The organism is Streptomyces mutabilis (genome assembly GCF_014649815.1).
GTDB classification, from domain to species: domain Bacteria; phylum Actinomycetota; class Actinomycetes; order Streptomycetales; family Streptomycetaceae; genus Streptomyces; species Streptomyces mutabilis.
The window spans coordinates 186498-211048 of record NZ_BMTT01000001.1; the positions used below are offsets into that span (position 1 = coordinate 186498).

24 protein-coding genes and 1 pseudogene are annotated in these 24551 nt (G+C 72.6%); 16 read left to right on the plus strand and 9 right to left on the minus strand.

From position 1 onward, the window contains the following. Positions 1 to 2 precede the first annotated feature (2 nt). Positions 3 to 1019, minus strand: a complete 1017-nt coding sequence (locus tag IE142_RS00885) for an aldo/keto reductase (protein WP_191883914.1) — start codon at positions 1017 to 1019, stop codon at positions 3 to 5. After that, positions 1019 to 1501, minus strand: a complete 483-nt coding sequence (locus tag IE142_RS00890) for a MerR family transcriptional regulator (RefSeq protein ID WP_191883915.1) — start codon at positions 1499 to 1501, stop codon at positions 1019 to 1021. The genes IE142_RS00885 and IE142_RS00890 overlap by 1 nt, the downstream gene beginning before the upstream one ends. Positions 1502 to 1588: 87 nt before the next feature. On the opposite strand from IE142_RS00890, the gene IE142_RS00895 reads away from it, so the two are divergent. Together IE142_RS00895 and IE142_RS00900 are read left to right on the plus strand one after the other, a co-directional pair. After that, the gene (locus IE142_RS00895; RefSeq protein WP_191883916.1) at positions 1589 to 2068 is read left to right on the plus strand and encodes a GNAT family N-acetyltransferase; all 480 of its coding nucleotides are present in this window, start codon (positions 1589 to 1591) and stop codon (positions 2066 to 2068) included. Positions 2069 to 2086: 18 nt separating this feature from the next. Beyond that, positions 2087 to 2908 (plus strand): serine hydrolase domain-containing protein, encoded by an 822-nt coding sequence (locus IE142_RS00900; protein ID WP_191883917.1) that lies wholly within the window; start codon positions 2087 to 2089, stop codon positions 2906 to 2908. Between the two features lie 110 nt (positions 2909 to 3018). Here the strand turns inward: IE142_RS00900 and IE142_RS00905 are convergent, their stop codons facing one another. Next, positions 3019 to 3681 carry a pirin family protein gene (locus tag IE142_RS00905; RefSeq protein ID WP_191884414.1) on the minus strand — a complete coding sequence of 221 codons (663 nt, stop codon included), beginning with the start codon at positions 3679 to 3681 and terminating at the stop codon, positions 3019 to 3021. A gap of 106 nt (positions 3682 to 3787) precedes the next feature. Between IE142_RS00905 and fasR the strand changes: the two genes are divergently transcribed. The 5 genes from fasR (at position 3788) to IE142_RS00930 (ending at position 8755) form a co-directional block, all read left to right on the plus strand. Then, positions 3788 to 4993 (plus strand): fatty acid biosynthesis transcriptional regulator FasR, encoded by a 1206-nt coding sequence (fasR, locus tag IE142_RS00910; RefSeq protein WP_043373405.1) that lies wholly within the window; start codon positions 3788 to 3790, stop codon positions 4991 to 4993. A gap of 89 nt (positions 4994 to 5082) precedes the next feature. Beyond that, positions 5083 to 6012, plus strand: a complete 930-nt coding sequence (locus IE142_RS00915; RefSeq protein WP_191883918.1) for an ACP S-malonyltransferase — start codon at positions 5083 to 5085, stop codon at positions 6010 to 6012. Between the two features lie 16 nt (positions 6013 to 6028). Next, entirely contained in the window at positions 6029 to 7060 is a 1032-nt protein-coding gene (locus IE142_RS00920; RefSeq protein WP_191883919.1) for a ketoacyl-ACP synthase III, read from the plus strand. A 79-nt stretch (positions 7061 to 7139) separates the two neighbouring features. Further along, complete coding sequence (locus IE142_RS00925; protein WP_043373398.1) at positions 7140 to 7388, plus strand: acyl carrier protein; 249 nt, start codon at positions 7140 to 7142, stop codon at positions 7386 to 7388. Between the two features lie 86 nt (positions 7389 to 7474). Continuing rightward, positions 7475 to 8755 (plus strand): beta-ketoacyl-[acyl-carrier-protein] synthase family protein, encoded by a 1281-nt coding sequence (locus IE142_RS00930; protein ID WP_191883920.1) that lies wholly within the window; start codon positions 7475 to 7477, stop codon positions 8753 to 8755. Between the two features lie 75 nt (positions 8756 to 8830). Here the strand turns inward: IE142_RS00930 and IE142_RS00935 are convergent, their stop codons facing one another. After that, positions 8831 to 9325, minus strand: coding sequence for a DUF3145 domain-containing protein (locus IE142_RS00935; RefSeq protein ID WP_191883921.1), 495 nt, complete (start codon positions 9323 to 9325; stop codon positions 8831 to 8833). A gap of 258 nt (positions 9326 to 9583) precedes the next feature. Between IE142_RS00935 and IE142_RS00940 the strand changes: the two genes are divergently transcribed. The 3 genes from IE142_RS00940 to IE142_RS00950 all read left to right on the plus strand — a co-directional run bounded on the left by IE142_RS00940 (position 9584) and on the right by IE142_RS00950 (position 13098). Then, complete coding sequence (locus tag IE142_RS00940; RefSeq protein WP_191883922.1) at positions 9584 to 10513, plus strand: SGNH/GDSL hydrolase family protein; 930 nt, start codon at positions 9584 to 9586, stop codon at positions 10511 to 10513. Positions 10514 to 10550: 37 nt separating this feature from the next. Continuing rightward, positions 10551 to 11528 (plus strand): aldose epimerase family protein, encoded by a 978-nt coding sequence (locus IE142_RS00945; RefSeq protein ID WP_191883923.1) that lies wholly within the window; start codon positions 10551 to 10553, stop codon positions 11526 to 11528. A gap of 277 nt (positions 11529 to 11805) precedes the next feature. Beyond that, on the plus strand, positions 11806 to 13098 hold the full coding sequence (locus tag IE142_RS00950; protein WP_191883924.1) for a pyroglutamyl-peptidase I: 1293 nt from the start codon (positions 11806 to 11808) through the stop codon (positions 13096 to 13098). On the opposite strand, the gene IE142_RS00955 is transcribed toward IE142_RS00950, so the two are convergent. From IE142_RS00955 to IE142_RS00965, 3 genes are all read right to left on the minus strand, one after another. Beyond that, on the minus strand, positions 13061 to 13894 hold the full coding sequence (locus IE142_RS00955; protein ID WP_191883925.1) for an EI24 domain-containing protein: 834 nt from the start codon (positions 13892 to 13894) through the stop codon (positions 13061 to 13063). The genes IE142_RS00950 and IE142_RS00955 overlap by 38 nt on opposite strands. Before the next feature lie 105 nt (positions 13895 to 13999). Next, entirely contained in the window at positions 14000 to 14419 is a 420-nt protein-coding gene (locus IE142_RS00960; RefSeq protein ID WP_043373382.1) for an organic hydroperoxide resistance protein, read from the minus strand. Positions 14420 to 14535: 116 nt separating this feature from the next. Beyond that, on the minus strand, positions 14536 to 15558 hold the full coding sequence (locus IE142_RS00965) for an NADP-dependent oxidoreductase (protein ID WP_191883926.1): 1023 nt from the start codon (positions 15556 to 15558) through the stop codon (positions 14536 to 14538). Between the two features lie 118 nt (positions 15559 to 15676). Here IE142_RS00965 and IE142_RS00970 point away from each other — a divergent pair, with 118 nt between their 5' ends. After that, positions 15677 to 16132, plus strand: coding sequence for a MarR family winged helix-turn-helix transcriptional regulator (locus tag IE142_RS00970; protein ID WP_191883927.1), 456 nt, complete (start codon positions 15677 to 15679; stop codon positions 16130 to 16132). Positions 16133 to 16135: 3 nt separating this feature from the next. Here the strand turns inward: IE142_RS00970 and IE142_RS36240 are convergent. Then, positions 16136 to 16252: pseudogene (locus IE142_RS36240) on the minus strand (GntR family transcriptional regulator); the annotation flags it as partial. Positions 16253 to 16406: 154 nt separating this feature from the next. Between IE142_RS36240 and IE142_RS00975 the strand changes: the two are divergent. Genes IE142_RS00975 through IE142_RS00985 form a run of 3 tightly spaced genes read left to right on the plus strand, consistent with a single transcriptional unit; the run spans position 16407 to position 21276 of the window. Further along, positions 16407 to 16730, plus strand: coding sequence for a trypco2 family protein (locus IE142_RS00975; protein ID WP_191883928.1), 324 nt, complete (start codon positions 16407 to 16409; stop codon positions 16728 to 16730). Between the two features lie 18 nt (positions 16731 to 16748). Next, positions 16749 to 20804 carry a tetratricopeptide repeat protein gene (locus IE142_RS00980; RefSeq protein ID WP_191883929.1) on the plus strand — a complete coding sequence of 1352 codons (4056 nt, stop codon included), beginning with the start codon at positions 16749 to 16751 and terminating at the stop codon, positions 20802 to 20804. A 28-nt stretch (positions 20805 to 20832) separates the two neighbouring features. Then, positions 20833 to 21276, plus strand: coding sequence for a DUF4913 domain-containing protein (locus tag IE142_RS00985; protein ID WP_191883930.1), 444 nt, complete (start codon positions 20833 to 20835; stop codon positions 21274 to 21276). A gap of 170 nt (positions 21277 to 21446) precedes the next feature. Here IE142_RS00985 and IE142_RS00990 read toward each other — a convergent pair whose 3' ends face one another. Further along, complete coding sequence (locus tag IE142_RS00990) at positions 21447 to 22145, minus strand: SCO2400 family protein (protein WP_191883931.1); 699 nt, start codon at positions 22143 to 22145, stop codon at positions 21447 to 21449. A gap of 215 nt (positions 22146 to 22360) precedes the next feature. On the opposite strand from IE142_RS00990, the gene IE142_RS00995 reads away from it, so the two are divergent. Both IE142_RS00995 and IE142_RS01000 read left to right on the plus strand, forming a co-directional pair. Further along, positions 22361 to 23527, plus strand: coding sequence for a mandelate racemase/muconate lactonizing enzyme family protein (locus IE142_RS00995; RefSeq protein ID WP_191883932.1), 1167 nt, complete (start codon positions 22361 to 22363; stop codon positions 23525 to 23527). Continuing rightward, on the plus strand, positions 23524 to 24528 hold the full coding sequence (locus IE142_RS01000; protein ID WP_191883933.1) for a zinc-dependent alcohol dehydrogenase: 1005 nt from the start codon (positions 23524 to 23526) through the stop codon (positions 24526 to 24528). Before IE142_RS00995 ends, IE142_RS01000 begins: the two co-directional genes overlap by 4 nt. Positions 24529 to 24551: the final 23 nt, after the last annotated feature.

Here is a 24551-nt window from a genome sequence, read left to right on the forward strand (position 1 = left end):
GTCTACTCCCGTCCGGCGGAAGTGAACGTCATGTCCGCGTAGCGGTCGCCCGCGACCTTGCCCGCGATGGGCTCCAGCAGGGACAGCTCGTCGTCCGTCAGGACGATCCGCGTCGCCCCCGTGTTCTCCTCCACCCGCGTCGGCTTCCGGGTGCCCGGGATCGGGATCACCGGCAGGCCGTGCACCTCCGCCCGCTGCTGGGCCCAGGCCAGGGCGATCTGGCCCAGGGTGGCGCGGTGGGCCTCGGCGACCGTGCGGACCGGGGCGAGGAGCGCGGCGTTGGCCGCCGCGTTGTCGCCGGTGAAGCGAGGTTGCTGACGGCGGAAGTCGCCGACCGTCAGATCCTGCTCCGCGTCGGCGAAGGATCCCGTGAGGAACCCCCGGCCGAGCGGCGAGTACGCGACGAGGGCCGCGCCCAGTTCGCGGGCCGCCGGTACCACGCCCGCCTCGATGTCCCGGCTGAACAGCGACCACTCCGACTGCACGGCCGCGATCGGGTGCACCGCCTGTGCGGCCCGCAGCTCGTCGCCGGTCACCTCGCTCAGCCCGAGGTGCTTGACCTTGCCCTCGCGCACGAGGTCGGCCATGACGGCGACGGTCTCCTCGATCGGCACGTTCACGTCGCGGCGGTGCATGTAGTAGAGGTCGATCACGTCGACGTCCAGGCGGCGCAGGCTCGCCTCGACGGCCTGGCGGATGTACGGCTCGTCGTTGCGGATGATCCGCTTCGTCGGGTCGTCCGGCGGGATGGACAGGGCGAACTTCGTCGCGATGACCACCTCGTCGCGGTGGGCCTTGACGAACGGCGACAGGAACCGCTCGTTCTCCCCCGCTCCGTAGGCGTCCGCGGTGTCGTAGAGGGTGACGCCGAGTTCGAGTGCCCGCTCCAGGGTGGCCCGCGAGGCGTCGGCGTCCGTGGGGCCGTAGGCGAAGCTCATGCCCATGCAGCCCAGGCCCTGGACGCCCACCTCGGGGCCGCCGTCGCCGAGCCGCGCCGTCGGGATGGTGCTGTCGGTCATCAGGTGCTCTCCGTTTCACGGGCACGTCCGGCGTCCCCGTAGAAGCTGATCTTCCGGTCGAGTACGGCGAGGGTGTCCTGGAGTTCGGCGATCCGCGCCAGCACGTCGCGGCGCGTGGACTCCAGCAGTTGTCGCCGGTCGGGGTAGGTGCTCTCGCCCTCGCGCACCAGTTCGGCGTAGCGCACCATGTCGGCGACCGGCATGCCGGTCATGCGGAGCTTGCCGACGAAGTCGAGCCAGTCCAGGTCGCGGTTGCTGTAACGGCGCTGCCCGGTGTGCGAGCGGTCGATGTGGGACATCAGACCGATCCGCTCGTACCAGCGCAGGGTGTGGGCCGTCAGCCCGGTGAAGGCGACGACCTCGCTGATGGTGTAGCGGTCCTGCCCGTCGGGGCGCGGGTGACGCCGGGGCGGGGCGGAGCAGATGTCCGTGCTGGTGGCGTTCCGCGCGAGGGTCCCGGCCGTGGTCTGCATCACCGTCATGTGCCACACGCTATGACCTTGGAGTGCACTCCAAGCAAGCGTGAGCGGCGGAAAACCGGCGGCCGCCCTGGGCCGTGGCTGATTAGCATGCCCGGCACGACCCTCGTACGCCGTGCGCTGCCCGAGGACGCGGAGGACGTGCTCCGACTGCGTCAGGTGATGATCGATTCGCTGGCCAGGTCCGAGCCCTCCACCGACTGGCACGCCGAGTCCCTGCCCGTGCTGCGCGCCAGGCTGGCCCGGCCGGACGGTGACTTCGCCGCGTTCGTCGTGGATCATCCGGAGCGCCCGGGGTCGCTCGCGGCACTGGTGGCCGGCACGCTCGACTACCGCATCGGCGGCGCGGGCAACCCGCGGGGCACCGACGGCTACGTGTTCAGCGTCGCCACCGATCCGGACGCGCGCCGCCGCGGGTACGCGCGCGCCTGCATGGAGGCGCTGCTGGAGTGGTTCCGCGAGCACGGCGCCCGACGGGTCCGCCTCACCGCGTCCGCGCAGGCCGAGTCCATGTACGTCTCGATGGGCTTCGAGCTCAAGCCCGACCCCTTGCTGGAGCTGACGCTCTGAGCGCTTAGGCTCGACGCCATGTCCTTGCAGAGCCTCGCGCTGATCGAGAACTGGCCGGTCCCCTCCGCCGCGGCGGGCGTCGTACGCGCCGACGGCACGGTCCTGGGGACCCACGGCCCCGCCGGGCAGCGTTTCCCGCTCGCCTCGGTCACCAAGCCGCTCGCGGCGTACGCGGCCCTCGTCGCGTACGAGGAGGGCGCGATCGAGCTGGACGAGCCCGCGGGACCGCCCGGGGCGACGGTCCGGCACCTGCTCGCCCACACCTCGGGCCTGGCCTTCGACGAGCACCGGGTGACCGCCCCGCCCGGGGAGCGCCGGCTCTACTCCAACGCCGGTTTCGAGCAGCTCGGCGACCACATCGCGAAGGCGGCGGACATGCCGTTCGCCGAGTACGCGCGGCAGGCGGTGCTGGAACCGCTGGGCATGACGGACACCACCCTCGACGGCTCCCCGGCGAAGGACGGGGTCTCGACGGTCCAGGACCTGCTGCGCTTCGCCGCCGAGGTGCAGGCGCCGCGCCTGCTGGACCCGCGCACGGTCGCCGAGGCGATGACGGTCCAGTACCCGGGCACGAAGGGCGTCCTGCCGGGCTACGGCCACCAGAACCCCAACGACTGGGGCCTCGGCTTCGAGATCCGGGACTCCAAGTCCCCGCACTGGACGGGCGCGTCGTCCTCGCCGCGGACCTTCGGTCACTTCGGCCAGTCCGGCACGTTCCTGTGGGTCGACCCGGACACCGGGCTCGCCTGCGTCGCCCTCACCGACCGCGCCTTCGGGCCGTGGGCGGTCGAGGTGTGGCCGCCCTTCACGGACGCGGTGCTGGCTCAGGCACGGGGCTGAAGGCTGAGGTGGGGCGTGGAGCACGAGGGCCGGAGATCACCCTCGCGGCCCTCGAGAGGGCGGCGGGTCCGTTCACACACCCGCTGACCTGACGCGCGGTCCCCGCCGCGTCAGCGAGCCGCCATCTCCCACACCAGCAGCTCCGCGCCGGACGCCGCCCCCGCCACCGCGTCCACGCCCTCGGCGTCCGTGAGGCGGGCGGCGTCGCCGGGGCGCAGGTCCTCCCCGTCCAGCGTCACCTCGCCCCGCACCACGTGCACGTACACGCACGCCCCGTCCGGCACCGCCGTCCGCTCCCCCGCCCCCAGCCGCCGTACGTGGAGCATCGCGCCGGCCTCCGGGACGGCGTACGGGGTGGAGTCGGCGATGCCGCGGACGATCTCGTAGGCGGGGTCGCCGCCGGGCTCGCGCGGGGCCAGCCACATCTGGACGAAGGTCAGGGGCAGTGGGCCGTCGTTGCGCTCGACGTGGCGCACGCCGCCCGCCGCGCTGAGGCGCTGGACGTCACCGGCGCGGACGACCGTCTCGTGGCCCGCGGTGTCCCGGTGGGTCAGCTCGCCCTCCACCACCCACGTGACGATCTCGGTGTGGCTGTGCGGGTGTTCGTCGAAGCCGGCGCCGGGCGCGAGGCGCTCCTCGTTGCAGGCGATCAGTGACCCGAACCGGAGGTTGTCGGGGTCGTAGTGCGGGCCGAAGGAGAAGGCGTGCCGCGACTCGATGCCCGCCGCCGCGTCGCCTCCGGGGTAGCGCTCGCCGGCGCGCCGTACGTCCATCACGTCGTCCACCGTAGTCGCGGCGCGCCGCGTGCCCGAGGAGGGTCCGAGCCGTCGAGCACGGCCCCGGCGACACGCGTCCGTCCCGATAAGGCAGTCTTGTCCCGTGCCCGAACCCGAAACCAGCAAGCCAGAGCCCGCGGCGCGCGCCGTCCATCCGCACACCGCGACCCTCAAGCGGCTGGAGCAGTCCTCCGGATCGCTCGCCGCGCAGGCCATCGCGCGCATGGACGAGACACTGCCGTGGTACCGGGCCATGCCACCGGAGAACCGTTCCTGGATCGGGCTGGTCGCCCAGGCGGGCATCGCCGCCTTCACCGAGTGGTTCCGGCGCCCCGACGCTCCGCAGGCCATCTCCACCGACGTCTTCGGCACCGCGCCGCGCGAGCTGACCCGGGCGATCACCCTGCGCCAGACCGTGGAGATGGTGCGGACCACCATCGAGGTGATGGAGTCCGCCATCGACGAGGTCGCCGCGCCCGGTGACGAGTCGATGCTGCGCGAGGCGCTGCTCGTGTACGCCCGGGAGATCGCCTTCGCGACCGCCCAGGTGTACGCGCAGGCCGCCGAGGCACGCGGTGCCTGGGACGCGCGGCTGGAGTCACTGGTGGTGAACGCCGTGCTCAGTGGGGAGGCCGACGAGGGAGCCGTGTCCCGGGCGGCCGCGCTGGGCTGGAACTCGCCCGAGCACGTGTGCGTCGTGCTGGGCACCGCGCCCGACGGGGACTCCGAGCTGACCGTGGAGGCCATCCGGCGCGCGGCCCGGCACGCCAAGCTCCAGGTGCTGACGGGGGTGCTCGGGGACCGGCTGGTGGTGATCGCGGGCGGCAGCGACAACCCGCTCGCCGTGGCCAAGTCGCTGATCGGGCCGTTCGCGCAGGGGCCCGTCGTGGCCGGTCCCGTGGTGCCCGACCTGCTGGCCGCGACCCGGTCGGCGCAGGCCGCCGCCGCCGGCCTCAAGGCCTGCACCGCCTGGCAGGACGCCCCGCGCCCGGTGCTGGCGGACGATCTGCTGCCGGAGCGCGCGATCGCCTCCGACCCTTCGGCCCGCGTGCAGTTGGTGGAGGAGATCTACAGACCGCTGGAGGAAGCCGGCGCGGCACTGCTGGAGACACTCAGCGTCTATCTCGAACAGGCGAGCAGCCTCGAAGGGGCCGCCCGGATGCTCTTCGTTCACCCGAACACCGTGCGCTACCGGCTCCGACGTGTGACTGACGTCACCGGATGGTCACCGTCTGATGTACGGTCTGCGTTCACACTGCGGATCGCGCTCATCCTGGGGCGTCTGGCCGATGGAGATCCGCAACTCTAAACTTTTGTCGGACCCCTACAAAACCCCCTCGTGTTCTTCGTCCCTGTCCCCACGGGCGGCCGCGCCCGTCCTCAAGAGAGAGTGTGAGAGTGCTCGTACTCGTCGCTCCCGGCCAAGGCGCCCAGACGCCCGGCTTCCTGACTGACTGGCTCGCCCTGCCCGGCGCCGCCGACCGCGTCGCCGCGTGGTCCGAGGCCATCGGACTCGACCTCGCCCACTACGGCACCAAGGCCGACGCGGACGAGATCCGTGACACGTCCGTCGCGCAGCCGCTGCTGGTCGCCGCGGGCCTGCTGTCCGCCGCGGCACTCGGTGACATCTCCGAGATCGCGCCCGGAGCGGTCGCCGGACACAGCGTCGGCGAGATCACCGCCTCCGCGTTCGCCGGAGTCCTCGACGACACCGCCGCGCTGGCCCTCGTACGCAAGCGGGGCCTGGCCATGGCGGAGGCCGCCGCGGTCACGGAGACCGGCATGTCGGCGCTGCTCGGCGGCGACCCCGAGGTGAGCGTCGCCCACCTGGAGAAGCTCGGCCTCACCCCGGCGAACGTGAACGGCGCCGGTCAGATCGTGGCGGCCGGCACCATGGAGCAGCTGGCCGCGCTGAACGAGGACAAGCCCGAGGGCGTGCGCAAGGTCGTGCCTCTGAAGGTGGCCGGCGCCTTCCACACGCACCACATGGCGCCAGCGGTGGACAAGCTCGCCGAGGCCGCGAAGGCGCTCACGCCCGCCGACCCGAAGGTGACGTACGTCTCCAACAAGGACGGGCAGGCCGTCGCCTCCGGCACCGAGGTGCTGGAGCGCCTGGTCGGGCAGGTCGCCAACCCGGTCCGCTGGGACCGGTGCATGGAGACGTTCCAGGAGCTCGGCGTCACCGCGCTGATCGAGGTGTGCCCCGGCGGCACCCTGACCGGCCTGGCCAAGCGTGCGCTGCCCGGTGTGCAGACGCTGGCCCTGAAGACCCCCGCCGACCTGGACGCGGCCCGTGAGCTCGTCGCCGAGCACGCCCAGCAGGCCTGACAAGGAGCGCGAGAGCATGTCGAAGATCAAGCCCAGCAAGGGCGCCCCGTACGCGCGCATCCTCGGTGTCGGCGGCTACCGCCCGACCCGGGTCGTGCCGAACGAGGTGATCCTCGAGACGATCGACTCGTCCGACGAGTGGATCCGCTCGCGTTCCGGCATCGAGACGCGCCACTGGGCGGGTCCCGAGGAGACCGTCGCCGCGATGTCGATCGAGGCGTCCGGCAAGGCGATCGCGGACGCCGGGATCGACGCCTCGCAGGTCGGCGCCGTGGTGGTGTCGACCGTGTCGCACTTCAGCCAGACCCCGGCCGTCGCCACCGAGATCGCCGACAAGCTCGGCACGGACAAGGCCGCCGCCTTCGACATCTCGGCGGGCTGCGCGGGCTTCGGCTACGGTCTGACGCTGGCCAAGGGCATGATCGTCGAGGGTTCCGCGGAGTACGTCCTGGTCATCGGCGTGGAGCGGCTCTCCGACCTGACCGACCTGGAGGACCGGGCCACGGCCTTCCTCTTCGGTGACGGCGCGGGCGCGGTCGTGGTCGGCCCCTCGCAGGAGCCAGCGATCGGCCCGACCGTCTGGGGCTCCGAGGGCGACAAGTCCGAGACGATCAAGCAGACGGTCCCCTGGGACCGCTTCCGGATCGGCGACGTCTCCGAGCTGCCCCTCGACAGGGAGGGCAACGTCAAGTTTCCTGCGATCACGCAGGAGGGCCAGGCGGTGTTCCGCTGGGCCGTGTTCGAGATGGCGAAGGTCGCCCAGCAGGCGCTGGACGCGGCCGGGATCAGCCCGGACGACCTGGACGTCTTCATCCCGCACCAGGCCAATGTGCGGATCATCGACTCGATGGTGAAGACACTGAAGCTGCCGGAGCACGTCATGGTCGCCCGTGACGTCCGCACCACCGGCAACACCTCGGCCGCCTCGATTCCGCTCGCGATGGAGCGGCTCCTGGCGACCGGCGAGGCGAAGAGCGGCGACACCGCACTCGTCATCGGCTTCGGGGCGGGTCTCGTCTACGCCGCGACGGTCGTTACCCTCCCCTAGGCACTCCGTGCCGGATCATGCGGTCCGGAGCGGAACACAAGAGCCACACCCTCTGGAACATCAACGAAGGAGCGCCACCATGGCCGCCACTCAGGAAGAGATCGTCGCCGGTCTCGCGGAGATCGTGAACGAGATCGCCGGCATCCCGGTTGAGGACGTCCAGCTGGACAAGTCCTTCACCGACGACCTGGACGTCGACTCGCTGTCCATGGTCGAGGTCGTCGTCGCCGCCGAAGAGCGCTTCGACGTCAAGATCCCGGACGACGACGTCAAGAACCTCAAGACGGTCGGCGACGCGACCGAGTACATCCTGAAGAACCAGAAGTGACCTGCGGTCACTGACTCTGGGCTGACTGCCCCGCCACCCGGCGGTGGCGCCGTACGAATCCGTATCCCGTTGGAGAAAGAATTCCCGTGAGCTCGACCAAGCGCACCGTGGTCGTCACCGGTATCGGCGCAACCACACCGCTGGGTGGCGACGCAGCCTCGACCTGGGAGGGCCTGGTCGCCGGCAAGTCCGGCGCCAAGCCCCTGGAGCAGGAGTGGGCCGCCGACCAGGCCGTCCGCATCGCCGCACCGGCCGCCGTCGACCCTTCCGAGGTCATCCCGCGTCCGCAGGCCCGCCGGCTGGACCGCTCGGCGCAGTTCGCGCTGATCGCCGCGCAGGAGGCCTGGAAGGACGCCGGTTTCACCGGCAAGGCCGGCGAGCCCGGTGGGGGCGGCACGGTCGACCCCGACCGGCTCGGCGCCGTCATCGCCTCCGGCATCGGCGGCGTGACGACCCTGCTCGACCAGTACGACGTGCTCAAGGAGAAGGGCGTCCGCCGCGTCTCCCCGCACACCGTCCCCATGCTGATGCCGAACGGCCCCTCCGCCAACGTGGGTCTGGCCGTGGGCGCCCGCGCGGGCGTGCACACGCCGGTCTCCGCCTGCGCGTCGGGTGCCGAGGCCATCGGCTACGCCATCGAGATGATCCGCACCGGCCGCGCCGACGTCGTCGTCGCGGGTGGCACGGAGGCGGCGATCCACCCGCTGCCCATCGCCGCGTTCGGCAACATGATGGCGATGTCCAAGAACAACGACGACCCGCAGGGCGCCTCGCGTCCCTTCGACACGGGCCGTGACGGCTTCGTCCTCGGTGAGGGCGCCGGCGTCCTCGTCCTGGAGTCCGCCGAGCACGCCGCCGCGCGCGGTGCCCGCGTCTACGCGGAGGCGGTCGGTCAGGGAGTCTCCGCCGACAGCCACGACATCGTGCAGCCGGAACCGGAGGGCCGCGGCATCTCGCACGCCCTGCAGAACCTGCTGGACCGCTCCGACCTGGACCCGGCCGAGATCGTGCACGTCAACGCGCACGCCACCTCGACGCCGGCCGGTGACATCGCCGAGCTGAAGGCGCTGCGCAAGGTCCTCGGCGACGACGTCGACCACATGGCGGTCTCCGCCACCAAGTCGATGACCGGTCACCTCCTCGGTGGCGCGGGCGGCGTGGAGTCGGTCGCGACGGTCCTCGCCCTGTACCACCGGGTGGCGCCGCCGACGATCAACGTCGACAACCTCGACCCGGAGGCCGAGGCCAACGCCGACATCGTGCGCGGCGAGGCCCGGAAGCTGCCGGTCGAGGGCCGGATCGCCGCGCTGAACGACTCGTTCGGCTTCGGCGGCCACAACGTGGTGCTGGCGTTCCGGACGTTCTGAGCCACCATCGCACGTACCTGAAAGGGCCCCACCGACCGGTGGGGCCCTTTCCCATGACTCCTACGGCGTCCCGGATCAGACCACCTGGTGCAGCCAGCGCACCGGGGCGCCCTCGCCGGCGTAGCGGAAGGGCTCCAGCTCGTCGTCCCAGGGCTTGCCGAGGAGCTTGGCGATGTCGGACTCAAGGTCGCTCTCGCCGTGCCGGGAGCGGGTCAGGGCTGCGCGCAGCCGGTCCTCGGGGACGAGGATGTCGCCGTGAATGCCGGTGACGGCGTGGAAGATGCCGAGGTGGGGGGTGCAGCTGTAGCGTTCGCCCTCGGCGTTCGCGGACGGCTCCGCGGTGACCTCGAAGCGCAGCAGTTGCCAGCCGCGCAGCGCGGAGGCGAGCTTGGAGGCGGTGCCGGCCTGGCCCTGCCACGAGAACTCCGAACGCCAGGTGCCGGGCGCGGCCGGCTGCCGGATCCAGTCCAGGCTGACGCGCGTGCCGAGCACCCCGGCGACGGCCCACTCGACGTGCGGGCACAGCGCGCGCGGCGCGGAGTGCACGTACAGGACTCCACGTGTCGTCACCGGAACCTCCGGGCTGAGCGGGACATCTCGGAACAGGTGGAACGGCCCGCGGCCGGTCGGGCCACGTTGATGGCGAGGCTACCGTGCGCCGGGACGTGGAGTGTGACGTACCGTCGGTCCCGGTGCCGACAAACCTCCGCCATTCACCCGGCAGGACGCTTGTGCGGGTGTGAGACGTTGCATCGCCGCCCCCGGGAACCCTCGCGCGGTGTCATGGGTTGAGCACACTGGTGGCACGAGGCGAGGGGTGGGACCGACATGGGGCAGGGCCCGGAGCGGGAGGTGGCGACGCGGCGCGTCCGCCGCCGTTCGCGTGCCGCACTCACCGTGCGCGCCGCCGCGGTGCTGACCGCGGCCGTCGTGGGCGTGACCGGCTGCGACGCGGTGGGCGGCGCCCCCGACCCGTCCGGCTCCGCTTCGAAGCGCACGAAGCCCGCTCCGGTGTGGGACACCAGCCCGGAGTCGGTCGCCGCCGTGGGCGACTCCATCACGCGCGGCTTCGACGCGTGCACGGTGCTGTCGGACTGCCCCGAGGTCTCGTGGGCCACCGGGAGCAGCGCCGAGGTCGACAGCCTCGCCGTACGGCTCCTGGGGAAGGCGGAGGCGGCCGAGCACAGTTGGAACTACGCCGTCACCGGGGCCCGGATGGCCGATCTGACGGCGCAGATGGAGCGGGCGGCGGCGCGGAAGCCGGAGCTGGTCGCGGTGATGGTCGGGGCCAACGACGCCTGCCGGGCGACGACCTCGGCGATGACGTCGGTGGCCGACTTCCGTGCCCAGTTCGAGGAGGCCATGGGCACCCTGCGCGAGAAGCTGCCGAAGGCGCAGGTGTTCGTGGCGAGCATCCCGGACCTGAAGCGGCTGTGGTCCCAGGGACGCACCAATCCGCTGGGCAAGCAGGTGTGGAAGCTGGGCATCTGCCCGTCGATGCTGGGCGACGCGGACGCGCTGGACTCGGCGGCGACCCTGCGGCGCAACACCGTGCGGGGCCGGGTGGAGGACTACAACGCGGTGCTGCGGGACGTCTGCGCGAAGGACCGGCGGTGCCGCACCGACGGCGGGGCGGTGCACGAGTTCCGGTTCGGCACCGACCAGTTGAGCCACTGGGACTGGTTCCATCCGAGTGTGGACGGCCAGGCACGGCTGGCGGAGATCGCCTACCGCGCGGTGACCGCGAAGAAGCCTTGACCCGGTCCCACCTGGGCGGTGTCCTAGAGTTCCGCACATGAACGAACTCTTCGGCACACTTTCCGACGGCACGCCCGTCCACCGCTGGACCCTTCAGCGGGCCGGCGTACGGGTGCGGGTCCTGTCGTACGGCGGGATCGTGCAGTCGGCCGAGGTCCCGGACCGGGACGGGAACAGCGCCGACGTGGTGCTGGGGTTCACCGAGCTGGACGGCTATGTGACGCACCCGGAGCCCTACTTCGGCGCGCTCGTCGGACGGTACGCCAACCGCATCGCGGGCGGGCGCTTCCCGCTGGACGGGCGGACGTACGCGCTGGCGCTCAACAACGGGCCGAACTCGTTGCACGGCGGCGAGCGCGGCTTCGACAAGCGGGTGTGGGACGTGGCGCCGGTCGCGGACGGCGTCCGGCTGAGCCGGGTCAGCCCGCACGGCGAGGAGGGTTTCCCGGGCCGGGTGGAGATGTCGGCGACGTACACGCTGGGCGCGACGGGCGCGCTGCGGATCGTGTACGAGGCGGTCACCGACGCGCCGACCGTGCTGAACCCGACCAATCACAGCTACTTCAACCTCGGCGGCCCCGGGTCCGGGCACGCGGGCGGGCACGAGCTGCGGCTGGCCGCCTCCCGGATCACACCGGTCGACGCCGACCTGATCCCGACGGGCGCTCTGGAGGACGTGGCGGACACCCGCTTCGACTTCCGGCGGGCACGGAAGGTCGGCTCGGGCTACGACCACAACTTCGTCCTGGACAAGGGCGTGACGGACACCGCCGTGGAGGTCGCCGAGCTGTACGACCCGGCATCGGGGCGGGTGCTGACGGTGGCGACGACCGAGCCGGGCCTCCAGCTGTACACCGCCGACCACCTGGGCGAGCCCTTCGCCCCCGGCGACGGCGTCGCGCTGGAGACGCAGCACTTCCCGGACTCCCCGAACCGGCCGGAGTTCCCCAGCACGGTGCTGCGGCCGGGTGAGGTGTTCCGCTCGGAGACGGTGTACGGCTTCTCGGTACGGTAGCCGCCGCGGCGGGGCCTGCGAAGAGGTACTGCGCCCCGGCCCGGCCGTCAGGTCCCGGGCCGGGGCTGTGCGCGGGGGGCACGCCGTCGCGCGGCGGCCCGTCCCAGACGTTAATCGCCGCCGGGATCCGGTGGCCGGTGATCGAGCGTCCGAACCGGAGTTCGTACGAACCCTTCACAAACGCCCATGCGCCGGTCGCCGTAGCGCGCGTCCCCTCCGTCACGCGATACTGCCGCGACCGCAGCGCACTCCACGGCGACGGAAGGCCTGGACTCCCTTGACAGACATACGCGTTCGGACCGGCGTACTCGGACTGGCCCTGGTGGCGGGACTCGTCACCCCCGCGACGGCCACGGCGGCTCCCCCGGCCGCCGTCACCGCCCCCGCTCCCACCGTCGAGGAGCGACGGCTCGACGGCGAAGTGCCCCAGGAGATCCTGCGGCGTTCCGGATTCACCGGGGTGGCACCGGCGTTCGCCCGCGGACTCGGGCGGGCCGACTCCTACCGGGAGGCCCGCCGTCTCGTCGCGCGCGAGGGCTCGGCGCTGTGGCGGCGGGCGGTGGACCGGGTGCAGGGACGCGGGCCCGCCGGCGGGGACCTCAGCCGGGACGACGACCGGCCGCTGTACTGGGCCCGGCTCGGGATGACCCGCGAACTGCGCACCTGGGACCCGCAGTTCCGGCTGACCGAGCGGCAGCGGGACGCGCTGCTCACGGTGCTGGAGGGCACCTCGCGCGGCCAGACCGACATCGACCTGCCCGGCGACGGGCAGCGGGGCAAGGGCCTGGAGCGGGTCCTGCTCACCGGTTTCGACCCGTTCACCCTGGACCGCGACATCCGGATATCGAACCCGTCCGGCGCCGCCGCGCTCGCGCTGGACGGCACCGTGATCCAGACGGAGGCGGGTCCCGCGCGGGTGGAGACGGCCGTGTTCCCGGTGCGCTGGCGGGACTTCACGCAAGGGGCGGTGGAGGAGGCGCTGAGGCCGCTTCTGCCTCGCGTGGACCTGTTCACGACGGTGAGCCAGGGGCGGGTCGGGCGGTTCGACGTGGAGCGGACCAACGGGGCCTGGCGGGGCGGCTTCCCGGACAACGAGAACGTCTCCCGCACGGAGGCGGTGCCGGTGGCCGACCCGGCCTCGCAGCCGCAGTGGACGACCACGACCCTGCCGTACGAGGCGATCACCGCCGCGGACACGGGCCGGTTCCCCGTGTACGACAACACGAGCGTGACGGAGATCCCGGCGGGCGGCACCGAGCCGGTCGTGCGGCCGCAGGGACCGACGCCGGGGTCGACGGCCCGTGCGGGCGGCGGCGGGGACTACCTGTCGAACGAGATCGCCTACCGGGCGACCCTGCTGCGGGACCGCCTCGGGCTCCACGGCACGCTGCCGGGCGGGCACGTGCACACGCCGGTGCTGCAGTTCGGGGACGGGAACACCGACCCCGCGACGGGGGCGGTCACCGACCCCGCGTTCGTGCGGAATCGGCTGGAGATCGTGGCGCAGGTGCGGTCGATCGTGGCCGTGGCGGTCAGCGCATCGGAGGCGGAGCGGCCGGGCCGGAGCTGACCGCCGGGTCGGCGGAGCCGCCGTCGGACCGGTCGTCGCCGCCGTCCCGGGTCTCCTCGCCCAGCAGTTCGCGGGCGAGGAGGGTGGCGCCGGCGACCGCTCCCGGCATCAGGAACACCGCGACGAAGGGGACGAGGAAGGCCACGGCCAGCGGGGTGCCGTAGCCCCAGACCAGCAGCTTGCGGGAGCGCAGGAGGGCGAGCCGGTCGCGCACTTCGACCCCCCGGCGCTGGAGGGCGACCGAGGTCAGCTCCTCGGTGAGGAAGAAGCCGGTGACGAAGAAGCCGACCACCGGGACCACCGTCTGGCCGGCGACCGGGATGAAGCCGAGGGCGAAGAGCAGTACGCCCCATACGGCTGCGCGCAGGAGGACGCGGAGACTGTCGCGGCCCGAGATCCACAGCTCGCGCATGAGCGGCAGGTCCGACTCGGGAGCGGTGCCGTCCGGGGAGACGTCCCGGTCGACGCGCTCGGAGAGGCTCTCGTAGAAGGGCTGGCCGATCAGCAGCGTGACCGCCGTGAAGGTGAGGACGGCCAGGAGCAGGGCGAGGGCGAAGAGGACGGCGGTGAGGAAGCCGCGGAAGAGGCCGGACCAGGGGGTGGACCAGTCGTCGGCGAAGGGGGTCGCCCAGGCGACGAAGTCGGTGCCCCACAGCGCCAGCGACACCAGCGCCGCCACGTACAGGACCAGGGTGATGAGACCCGGGACGAGCCCGAAGCCGTAGCTCTTGCCGTGCCGGGCCACCCAGCGCTGGCCCTTCAGGAGATGACCGAATCCCGCCCCAAGATCGCGCATGGGCGGAACTCTACCGGCCGGGCGGGGGCCGCAGGATCGCGCCGGAGGCCGCGCCCGGTGTCTGCGGGTGCGGCCTCCGGTGAGTCCTGCGCGACGGGCCGGCGGTCAGGCGAGCGTCACGGTGATGTTGCCGCGGGTGGCCTTCGAGTACGGGCACACCTGGTGCGCCTTCTCCACCAGCGACCGCGCGGTGGCGGCGTCCACCGTCGGGATCTCGGCGGAGATCTCGACGATGATGCCGAAGCCGTCGTCGTTCTTGCCGATGCCGACCTTCGCGGTGACGGTCGAGCCGGAGACGTCGGCGCCCTCCTGGCGGGCCACGACGGCGAGCGCGCCCTGGAAGCAGGCGCTGTACCCGGCGGCGAACAGCTGCTCCGGGTTGGTGCCGGCCCCGCTGCCGCCCATCTCCTCGGGCGGGTTCACGACGACGTCGAGCTTGCCGTCATCGGTGGCGACCCGGCCGTCGCGGCCGTTCTCGGCGGTGGCGACGGCGGTGTAGAGGACCTCGGACTGCTGAATGGGCATGCGGTTGTCTTCCTCCTCGGTCCGCCGTGACTCGCGCCCACGACCACGACGGATTTCGGAAAGACGCTACCGCATGCCGGAAACTCCGTGAAGGCCGCTCCTCCCCCGCAGGGGTCTCACAGCTTGACGATCATCTTGCCGGTGTTGTCGCCGCGCAGGACCCCGAGGAACGCCTCCAGGTTGTTCTCGATGCCCTCGACGACCGTCTCGCGGTACTTCAGCTCGCCGGAGCGGACCCAGGGGCCGACCTCCTGGACGAACTGCGGCTGCAGGTCGTAGTGGTCGCCGACGAGGAAGCCCTCGATGCGGCCGCGGGTCTGGATCAGGCGGGCGAGGTTCTTCGGGCCGGGGGCGGGCTCGGTGTTGTTGTAGACGGAGATCGCGCCACAGATCGCGATGCGGCCGTCCCGGTTGAGGGAGCCGATGGCGGCCTCCAGGTGGTCGCCGCCCACGTTGTCGAAGTAGACGTCGACGCCGTCCGGGGCGGCGGCGCGCAGCTGCTCGCTCACCGGGCCGTTCTTGTAGTTGAAGGCGGCGTCGAAGCCGTACTCGTCGACGAGCAGCTTGACCTTCTCGTCCGAGCCGGCCGAGCCGATGACACGGGAGGCGCCCTTGAGCTTCGCGATCTGCCCGACCTGGCTGCCGACGGCGCCCGCGGCGCCGGAGACGAAGACGGAGTCGCCCTCCTTGAAGGCGGCGGTGCGCAGCAGACCGGCGTAGGCGGTCAGCCCCGTCATGCCGAGCACGCCCAGGTACGTCGAGAGCGGCGCCGCGTCCGGGTCGACCTTGACGGCGTTCTTCGCGTCCACGGCGGCGTACTCGCGCCAGCCGAAGAAGTGCAGGACGTGATCGCCGACGGCGATGCCCTCGGTGTTGGAGGCGACGACCTCGCCGACCGCACCGCCCTGCATCGGCTTGCCCAGCTCATAGGGGGCGACGTAGGACTTGGCGGCGCTCATGCGGCCGCGCATGTAGGGGTCGACGGAGACGTACAGGTTGCGCACGAGGACCTGCCCCTCGCCCGGGGTGGGGAGCTCCGCCTCGACGAGGGAGAAGTCCTCGGGCTCGGGCCAGCCGACCGGGCGGCTGTCCAGGTGCCATTCGCGGTTGACGGTGGGGAGGGAGGGGGAGTCGGTCATGGTGGGCCTTTCCTGGGGCGGGAAGGGGGTCTGGCGGTCGACGCAGTTGTTTCAGGTCCTGAAACAACCATGCGACTGAACATTTCAGGTTGTCAAACAAATGGGTACCCTGGATTCCATGGCCACACCACGCGACACGTCCCGTCGACCCGACGCACTCACCCTCGAAGTCGTCGAGCTGATCGGCGAGGTCGTGGCCCGTTTCCACGCCGACTACGAGGGGGCCGCCGCGGAACTCGCCCTGACCGGGGCGCAGGCCAAGCTGCTCAGCCTGCTGTCGCTGGAGCCGCTGCCGATGCGGAAGCTGGCGCAGAAGCTGAAGTGCGAGCCGTCGAACGTGACCGGGATCGTGGACCGGCTGGAGGCGCGGGGCCTGGTCGAGCGGCGGCCCGATCCCGGCGACCGGCGGGTGAAGGTGGCGGCGGCGACGGACGAGGGGCGGCGGGTGGCCCGGGGCCTGCGGGAGTCACTGCGGTTCGCGCGGGAGCCGCTGGCGGGGCTGTCGGAGGAGGAGCGGGTCGCCCTGCGGGACGCGCTGCGGAGGATGCTCGGGGAGGACTCGGCGGAGAGCTGACCCTCAGCCCGCTTCGGATTCGTACCGCAACTCGTAGAGGGGCCCGGCCTTCACCATGACCGTCACCTCGACCGGACCGCCCCCGTCACCGTGGACGACCCGGAGGGTGCGCAGGACTGGGTACTGCCGGTGAGACGGGGAGCCCGGTGGCCGGGAGGCTCTCCCGGCAGGTACCGGCGGACGCGCCACGTCCCATGCTCCCCTTCCTGCAACTCCTGTGCTGATCTATGGTGTTGGGACGGACCACGGACGCGGCCACGCGGGGGGCAGTGACATGGCGGGCGACGGCTACGGCACCGACGGGGAGTGGCTGGACCTGGCCGACGCCATCGAGCTGCTGCGCGGACAGCTGACCGAGGCCCAGCAGCGGGCCCGGGGATCACAGCTGCGGTTCGTCCTGGGAGAGATCACCGCGGAGTTTGAGGTGGAGCTGGTCCGCACCAAGGACGGCTCCGGCAGGCTGCGCTTCGGCGTCGCCGAGGCCGATGCGCGACGCGAGCGGTCGGCACGGACGGCCCAGCGGGTGACGCTGCACCTCACCCCCGAGCTGCGCGGGCAGGACGGCCCCGGAGACGTCTCCATCGGCGACGAGGACTGACCTGGGCGGAGACGCGCCGTGGAGCTTGATCGCGTGGTGCAGATCCGCACCCGGCGGGCCGGACACGAGAGGTCGGCCTTCGGCACCGGTTACCTCGTCGCCCCGCGGCTCGCGCTGACCGCCGCCCACCTGCTGGGTGACGCGGACGGCCCCTGGGACTCGGCGCGGATCGGGGTGCGGCTGCCCGAGGCGGCGCCCGCGGAACACCGGGCACGCGTGCGATGGTTCCGGCTGGACGACGTGGTGGACGCGGCGCTCCTCGACATCGAGGACGCCGAGGACGGCACCACAGGCCCGGGCTGGGCGCCCCCCGGGTCCTTCCAGGACGGCAAGGACCCCCATCCGCAGCGCTGGGGCCGATGCGTCACGGCGAGGCCCGTTCAGGTCACGGCCCTCGGCTTCCCCCGGGCGCAACGGGGCCCGGCGGGCCGTGCCGCCGAGCAGCTGAGCGCCCGTGTCCCTCCACTGACCGGCGGGACCACACGCCGCTACGAACTGCTCAGCAACGAGCCCCTGCCCGGGACCGCGGCCCGATCCGGCGGCCCTTCGCCCTGGTCCGGCATGTCCGGCGCCGCCGTCTTCAGCGACCGCCTGCTGCTCGGCGTCGTGTGCGCCGACCGGCAGGCCGAGGGCGGCGGCAGCCGGCTGACCGCCACCCGCAGCCAGGACCTGCTCGCGGACGAGGCCTTCCGGACCGCCGTCCGGGACGCGACCTCGATCGTGCCCCAGCTGGAGGCCGTGGAACTGGCCCCGCTGCTGCACCCGGCCCCTCCGGAGCGCGACCTGCGCTCACCGTCCATGCTGCTGCGCGCGGACGCCGAAGCGGTCGCCTTCCACGGCCGTGAGAAGGAGCTGGCCGAACTGCTCGACTGGTGTGCACGCGAGGGCGGCAGACGGCTGGAGGTCCGCGTGCTGACCGGGCCCGCCGGGCAGGGCAAGACCCGGCTGGCGCGTGAGCTGATGGAACGGACGCGCGCCCGCGGCTGGGTCGCGGGCCAGCTGCTGCGCGAGCCGCCCGACCGGCCCGGGGACGCGGTGGGCCCCGGGTTCGAGGTCCTGCGCGATGTCCAGTCGCCGCACCACCTGCTGCTGGTCATCGACTACGCCGAGACCCAGCCCCGGCTGATCCACCGCGTGCTGGAGCAGTTGCAGCAGTCCCGGCGCAGGGCGCGGGTGCTGCTCCTGTCCCGGTCCGTCGGCACCTGGCTGACGGAGGCGCACGGCGCCGGCCATCACGGACACGAACTGCTCGCCACGGCGAAAGAGATCAAGCTGACCGCGCTGAGCGACAGCGCGGACGCCCGGGAGCGGGCCGTCGACGCGGCCGTGCGGGACTTCTCACGCATGCTCGGCCAGATGCCCGAGTCCGGCGCCGTCGACTGGCGGGCAGCGGCCGCGGCCGCACGGCCACTGGGCCCGCCCGGCCCGGGCCACGACTCGGCGCTGACCGTGCAGATGGACGTGCTGACCGCGCTGCTCCAGCACGGGCCCGCGCCCCTGGAGGACGCCGAACAGCCGCTGCCGCTCCTCCTGCGCCACGAGGAGCGCTACTGGGAGAGCACGGCCTCCGGGCTGCCGCTGGGGGCGGGCCCGCACGGCGACGGCGGCCGTCTGTCCCTGCTGCGCGACGCGGTGGCCGTGGCGACCTTGTGCGGTGCGGCGCACGAGGAGGAGGCCCTGGCCACGGTGCTGGCCCTGCCCGCACTCGCGGCGGCCGGGGCCGAAGGCGCCGGGATCGCGGCCGAGCTGTCCCGCTGGCTGCGTCGCCTCTATCCGGCCTCGGACGGCCAGTTCTGGGGGCAACTGCACCCGGACCGGCTGGCGGAGTACCAGGCCGCGCGCCGGGTTCTCGAGAACGAACGGCTGCTGCCCGCGCTGTTCGCCCGTGCCTCGCAGGCCCAACGCGTACGGACCCTGGACGTCCTGGCCCGCTCGGCCGTGCTGCACGCCAACGCCGGGCGCAGGGGCGAGGCCGGCGCCGTACTGCGCCGCCTGGAGGAGGTGCTGGACGCGGCGTCCGTACCGGCACCGGTGCTGCGGGCGCACTCGGACGCCCTCCCCGAGACCTCTCATGTGCTCAGCCGCTACGCCTTGCGCGTCGCGGAGGACCTCCACCGCGCCTGCCAGTTCGTGAACCAGCCGCTGTCCGCGCTGAACGACCCCGTGGCACGCGGCGACCGCGCCTGGGCCTGGCAGAACCTCGCGCTGCGGTGCCGGGGCGTGGGCCAGTGGGAGCGGGCCTACAAGGCCGCGAGCGCAGCCGTGGCCCTGCGTCGGGCTTCGGCGGGCGAAGACGGGCCGGTGCCCCCCGCAGCCCGGTCCGACCTCGCGCGGTCCTGGCTGGAACTGGCCCGGTGCGCCTTGGCCACCGGTCACCTGGACGAGGCGCTGGACGCGGTGAACACGGCGCACGGTCTCCTCGACGCGCTGACCTCCTGGGAGAACGGCGACGCCTCCGAACGCGACCGTGCGGAGGCGGTCCGGCTGCAGTCCGCCGTGCTCTGGAACCTGGACCGGCTCGAGGAGTCCGACCGGCTCGCCGGCGAGGCGCTCGGGCTCAGCCGGAGGCTGGTGCGCAGGCGCCCCGACCTGCACTCCGCGTTCCATGCCAGGAACCTGCGCGACCACGCGCTCAGCTTCTGGCGCATGGGCCAGTACGAGGCCGCGCGGGCCCACGACGAGGAGGCCGTCGCGACGCTCCGCGCACTCACGCGGGGCAACCCCGACGCCCACACCGCCGACCTCGCCGACTGCCTGCTCTCGCTGGCGGTCGACCTCAGCGACCTCGACAGGTACGAGGAGTCGATGGACCTGGAGCGAGAGGCCATCGGTCTGCTGCGTCCGCTCGCCGACGGCCTCCTCGAGGTCCACGGACCCCACCTGGCGCAGTTGCTGCACAACCTCGCCTGGGACCTGCGGGCGCTGGACAGGCCGTCCGACGCGCTCCCGCCGCTCCGCGAGGCCGTCGAGCTGCGCAGACGGCTGACCGCGCGCAGGCCCGGCGTCTTCCTTCCCGAGTTGGGCAGCTCACTGGGGGCCCTGGCCTACCTGTACGAGGTCCTGGACCACACTGAAGTCGCCGTCGACCACTACGAGCAGGCCCTCTCGGCGTACGAGCGGACCGCCCGCCCCCTCACCCGGAGCAACCGGTCCGACCAGGCTTGGACATTGGAGAACCTCGGCTGGGCCCTGGAGAAGCTGGACCGTACGAAAGTCGCCATTCAGGTCCAGCGAGACGCGGTGCGGATCCGCCGGCAACTGGTCCGGGAGAACCCCGACCGCTTCACCCCCGGCCTCGCCCGGGCGCTCAAACGCTACGGAGACCTGTACGGCGCCATCGAGAAGAACATCACCCGGCGCATCCTGCTGCGGGAGGCGCTCGACCTCACCCGGCGCACCGACTCCCGCACGGACCTCGCCCTGTGCCTGTACGACCTCGGCGTGAGCTACGAGCGCAACGCTCTCCCGCGCCACGCGATTCCCCTGCTGGAAGAAGGCCGCGAACTGTACGAACAGCTCGTACGCTCCGACCCCGAGCCGCACCGCGCCATGCTCGCCGACATCTGCTCCCGGCTGGCACGCGCGGCGCACCGGATCGGCGACTGGTCCCGGGCCGTGCGGGCAGCCGAACGCGCCGTCGCCGTCAGGCGTCCGCTCCTCGAGACCGACCGGGCGGCGCAGGAGACGGAACTGCTCGGCGACCTCCGCCAGCTCGCCATGGCCCGCAGCAGAGCGGGCCACAGGGCTTCGGCCTGGCGGACGGCGCTGGAGGCGGAGGAGGTCTTCAGCTCCCTGGCCGGGTGGACCGACCGCTCCGCCGCCACGCGTGCCGAACTGCTGCGCCGGCAGGCCCTCATGTTCCTGGTCTGTGCGCGCGGACGCCCGTACCGGGACAACGTCCGCGCCCTCGCACCCGCCAGGGAAGCGGTGCGGGTCGCCCGGCTGGCGGCCCAGGAGAACTGGCCGGAAGGGATCGGCGGCCTCCACACGGCTCTGAAGGTGCTGACCGACGTCCACATCCGGCTCGGCCGCCCTGTGGAGGCCGCGACGGCGTGGCACCGCGGAGCGGTCTGACGACAGCGCACACGGAAAGGGAAGCCGCATGACCACAGCGCCGGACCACCGGCCCGCCGACGGGCAGGACGGGGAAGGAGCCACGGCCGACGAGCCGCGGGGCGACACTCCCGTCTTCCAGAACCTCGAGCAGTTCGTCACGGGGCTCTTGGCGCCCCGGCTCCTGCACCCGTCCGAGGAGTCCGGGCAGATCTGGTGCCCGCGCTGGTGGGCCCATGCCGACGCGGTGAGTCGCCTGCAGGCCATCTGGCACACCTGGGAGGTCCTGCGGTGGGAACCGGGGACCGGCATGTCCCATTGGCGCCTCCACCACCTCGACCCGCATTGGCGGGCACTGCTCGACCCCGTGCACGGCCCGTTCCGTGAGTGCCGCGACGGCCACCGGATGCCCGGGCCACTGCCTCTGGAGCCGGCTCCCGACGGATGGCTGGAGAACGAATGGGAGCCCGAGCAGCCGTTCAGCCTCGACTGACCGGCACCCCGTGGGTCCGATCAGCGGCCGGCGAGGAGGTCCGGACGGACCGGCTCGCTCGTACTGGCGTAGTCATGGCGCCGTCCGCCGCCGGCGAGCCACGGCCTCGTCCAAAGCGTCGGGACACACCATCGCCCGGGGTCGCACCGATGACAGGGCACGCGGAACGCTTACGTGCACCACCACAGGAAGCGGTCGCAGGTTTCCGTCGGGGTCGGGTCCGGTGAGGTCGACGGGGTGGGGGCCGTGGTCGGGGGCGGGTCGTCCGGGGGTGCCGTCGGGCGGTCCGGGGTGCCGGGCGCGTCGGGTGCGGAGGCCGGGGGCTGCGACGGGCCGTCCGTCTCCTCGGCCGTCTCCGGCTCCGTCGCCGACGGGGACTTCGAAGCCGACGCCGATGCCGAAGCCGAGCCCGACGCCGAGGCGTCCGGTGACGGTGTGCCCGAGGCGGTGGTCGCGGTGGCCGTACCCGAGGTCGCGTCGGCCGGTACGGCGGACGTCTCCCCCACCTCCCGCGTCGCCTCGCCGTCCGTGGACTCGCCGCCCGCCGCCGGCCTCGGCGGGGAGCCCGGGGCGTCCAGGCCGAGTTCCGCGAGGCTGAGTCCGCCGGCGGCCAGGACGAAACCGGCGGTGACGAACAGGACCCGGCGGCGGCGCCGGCGGTGTGCGGCGGCCTTGCGGTCGCGGCGACTGCCCCGCCCGCCGGAAGGGCGCCCGTCGGCCGCCCGCGCCTCCTCGACGCGCGACGGCGGCGCCTCCTCGGCCTCCGTCAAGTGCGGCTCGGCGGCGCGGGGTTCCTCGACGGGTGTGCCGCACCCCGGGCAGGCGAGGGCGCCGTTGAGGTGCCGTCGGCACGGGTGGCAGTAGTCCATGACGCGGGAAGGTTAAGTTCCGGGGTGGGCGCGTTCCTAGACGTGGCTGTGAAGGTTGTGTGGGAAAGCGGCCGAAGGCACTCCGCACCGCGCTTTCGAAACTGCCGAAACCGTTATGTGTCCGACCCATTGACACTCCGACCGCACTCTCCTTACTGTCACGCCAGCATTTCGAACGAGTGTCGAAATATCGAACAGACCGGAGGGCAACTGCCGTGCGCATCACCGGAATCAGCACACACGTGGTCGGGACGCCGTGGCGCAACCTGACGTACGTCCAGGTGCACACCGACGAGGGGATCACTGGAGTCGGCGAGACCCGGATGTTGGGGCACACCGACGCGCTCCTCGGATACCTGAAGGAGGCCGAGGCCAACCACATTCTCGGCTCCGACCCGTTCGCTGTCGAGGACCTGGTCCGCCGGATGAAGTACGGCGACTACGGCCGCGCCGGCGAGATCGTGATGTCCGGCATCGCGGTCGTCGAGATGGCGTGCTGGGACATCAAGGGCAAGGCCCTCGGCGTCCCGGTCTGGCAGCTGCTGGGCGGCAAGGTCACCGACAAGGTCAAGGCGTACGCCAACGGCTGGTACACCACCGAGCGGACCCCGGAGGCGTACCACAAGGCCGCGCAGGGCGTCATGGATCGCGGGTACCGGGCGCTGAAGATCGACCCGTTCGGCACCGGTCACTTCGAGCTCGACCACGAGCAGACCCTGTACGCCGTCTCCCTCATCGAGGCCGTGCGGGACGCGATCGGGCCGGACGCCGAACTGATGCTGGAGATGCACGGCCGCTTCTCGCCCTCCACCGCCGTCCGGCTCGCGCGTGAGCTCGCGCCCTTCAAGCCTGCCTGGCTGGAGGAGCCGGTCCCGCCGGAGAACCTCAAGGCGCTGCGGAAGGTCGCCGGGAAGGTCGACATCCCGGTCGCCACCGGGGAGCGCATCCACGACCGGATCGAGTTCCGCGAGCTGTTCGAGGACCAGTCCGTGGACATCATCCAGCCCGACGTCGGTCACATCGGCGGCATCTGGGAGACGCGCAAGCTCGCCGCCACCGCCGAGACGCACTACATGCTCGTCGCGCCCCACAACGTGGGCGGTTCCGTCCTCACCGCCGCCTCCCTCCAGGTCGGCTTCACCTCCCCCAACTTCAAGATCCTGGAGCACTTCAACGACTTCGCGGACGCGGAGATCAAGAAGGTCGTGAAGGGCGCGCCGCAGGTGGACCCGGAGGACGGGTGCTTCCACCTGTCCGACGCGCCCGGCCTCGGGGTCGAGCTGGACACCGATGCGGCGGCCGAGTTCCCGCAGCAGCAGGCGCGATTCGACCTGTGGGCCGAGGGCTGGGAGCAGCGCAAGCCCAAGGGGACCGGGGCGTGAGCGGCGCGGTCCTCGTCGAGGCGCCGGGCGAGCACCGGATCGTCCCCCACGAGCCGCGCGAACCCGGCCCCGGCGAGGCGTTGGTGCGTGTGCACGCGGCCGGGATCTGCGGCAGCGACCGCGAGGTCTGGCAGGGCAACCGGCCCGAGGGGTACGTGCGTTACCCGCTCACCCCGGGGCACGAGTGGTCCGGGACCGTGGAGCGGGTGGGCGCCGGGGTGCCGGCGTCCCTCGCCGGGCGCAAGGTGGTCGGCGAGGGCTTCCGCAACTGCCAGGTGTGCGACCGCTGTCACGCGGGCGAGACGACGCTGTGCACGGCCGGCTACGAGGAGACGGGCTTCACCCAGCCCGGCGCCATGGCACCCACGCTGACCCTGCCCGCCCGTCTGCTGCACGTCCTGCCGGACGACGCCGACCTCACCGCCGCCGCACTGCTGGAGCCCGCCGCCTGCATCGCCGCCGCCGCGCTCAAGGCGAACGCCCGTCCAGGAGAGCGGGTGGCCGTCGTCGGCACCGGGACGCTCGGCATGTTCGCCGTGCAGTTCCTGCGCGCCGCCTCCCCCGGCGAACTGCTGGTCGTCGGCACGCGGGGGGACCGGGAGGCGCTGTCGCGGCAGTACGGCGCGACCGGCTTCCGGACCAAGGACCAGCTCCTTCCGGACGACTTCGACGTCGTCATCGAGACCGCCGGTTCGGCCGGTGCCGCCCGGACCGCCGCCTCGCTGCTGCGCCGGGGCGGGCGGCTGGTCCTGACCGGCATCCCGGCGCCGGGCGCCGACGGGCTCGACCCCACCGACCTGGTGGTGCGTCAACTGGAGGTGCACACCGTCTTCGGGGCGCCGCCGGACGCGTGGGCGCACACGGTGCGGGTCTTCGCGGCCGGTCTGCTCGACCCGCGGCCACTGGTGACGCACGAACTGTCGCTCGCCGAGTTCCCCCAGGCCATCGACCTGGTGGGCTCCGGCGATCCGAAGGTCGGCAAGGTGCTGCTGCATCCCTGACGCCGTCCCTGAGCCGTACGCCG

What these genes read in the sequence shown, in the direction of transcription:
- IE142_RS00990 (WP_191883931.1), bottom strand. Translation starts at nt 22,145, where the DNA reads ATGGACTACTGCCACCCGTGCCGACGGCACCTCAACGGCGCCCTCGCC.
- IE142_RS00965 (WP_191883926.1), bottom strand. Translation starts at nt 15,558, where the DNA reads ATGACCGACTCCCCCTCCCTCCCCACCGTCAACCGCGAATGGCACCTG.
- IE142_RS00925 (WP_043373398.1), top strand. Translation starts at nt 7,140, where the DNA reads ATGGCCGCCACTCAGGAAGAGATCGTCGCCGGTCTCGCGGAGATCGTG.
- IE142_RS00945 (WP_191883923.1), top strand. Translation starts at nt 10,551, where the DNA reads ATGAACGAACTCTTCGGCACACTTTCCGACGGCACGCCCGTCCACCGC.
- IE142_RS00975 (WP_191883928.1), top strand. Translation starts at nt 16,407, where the DNA reads ATGGCGGGCGACGGCTACGGCACCGACGGGGAGTGGCTGGACCTGGCC.
- IE142_RS00905 (WP_191884414.1), bottom strand. Translation starts at nt 3,681, where the DNA reads ATGGACGTACGGCGCGCCGGCGAGCGCTACCCCGGAGGCGACGCGGCG.
- IE142_RS00895 (WP_191883916.1), top strand. Translation starts at nt 1,589, where the DNA reads ATGCCCGGCACGACCCTCGTACGCCGTGCGCTGCCCGAGGACGCGGAG.
- IE142_RS00985 (WP_191883930.1), top strand. Translation starts at nt 20,833, where the DNA reads ATGACCACAGCGCCGGACCACCGGCCCGCCGACGGGCAGGACGGGGAA.
- IE142_RS00890 (WP_191883915.1), bottom strand. Translation starts at nt 1,501, where the DNA reads ATGACGGTGATGCAGACCACGGCCGGGACCCTCGCGCGGAACGCCACC.
- IE142_RS00940 (WP_191883922.1), top strand. Translation starts at nt 9,584, where the DNA reads ATGGGGCAGGGCCCGGAGCGGGAGGTGGCGACGCGGCGCGTCCGCCGC.
- IE142_RS00920 (WP_191883919.1), top strand. Translation starts at nt 6,029, where the DNA reads ATGTCGAAGATCAAGCCCAGCAAGGGCGCCCCGTACGCGCGCATCCTC.
- IE142_RS00900 (WP_191883917.1), top strand. Translation starts at nt 2,087, where the DNA reads ATGTCCTTGCAGAGCCTCGCGCTGATCGAGAACTGGCCGGTCCCCTCC.
- IE142_RS00960 (WP_043373382.1), bottom strand. Translation starts at nt 14,419, where the DNA reads ATGCCCATTCAGCAGTCCGAGGTCCTCTACACCGCCGTCGCCACCGCC.
- IE142_RS00885 (WP_191883914.1), bottom strand. Translation starts at nt 1,019, where the DNA reads ATGACCGACAGCACCATCCCGACGGCGCGGCTCGGCGACGGCGGCCCC.
- IE142_RS00970 (WP_191883927.1), top strand. Translation starts at nt 15,677, where the DNA reads ATGGCCACACCACGCGACACGTCCCGTCGACCCGACGCACTCACCCTC.
- IE142_RS00955 (WP_191883925.1), bottom strand. Translation starts at nt 13,894, where the DNA reads ATGCGCGATCTTGGGGCGGGATTCGGTCATCTCCTGAAGGGCCAGCGC.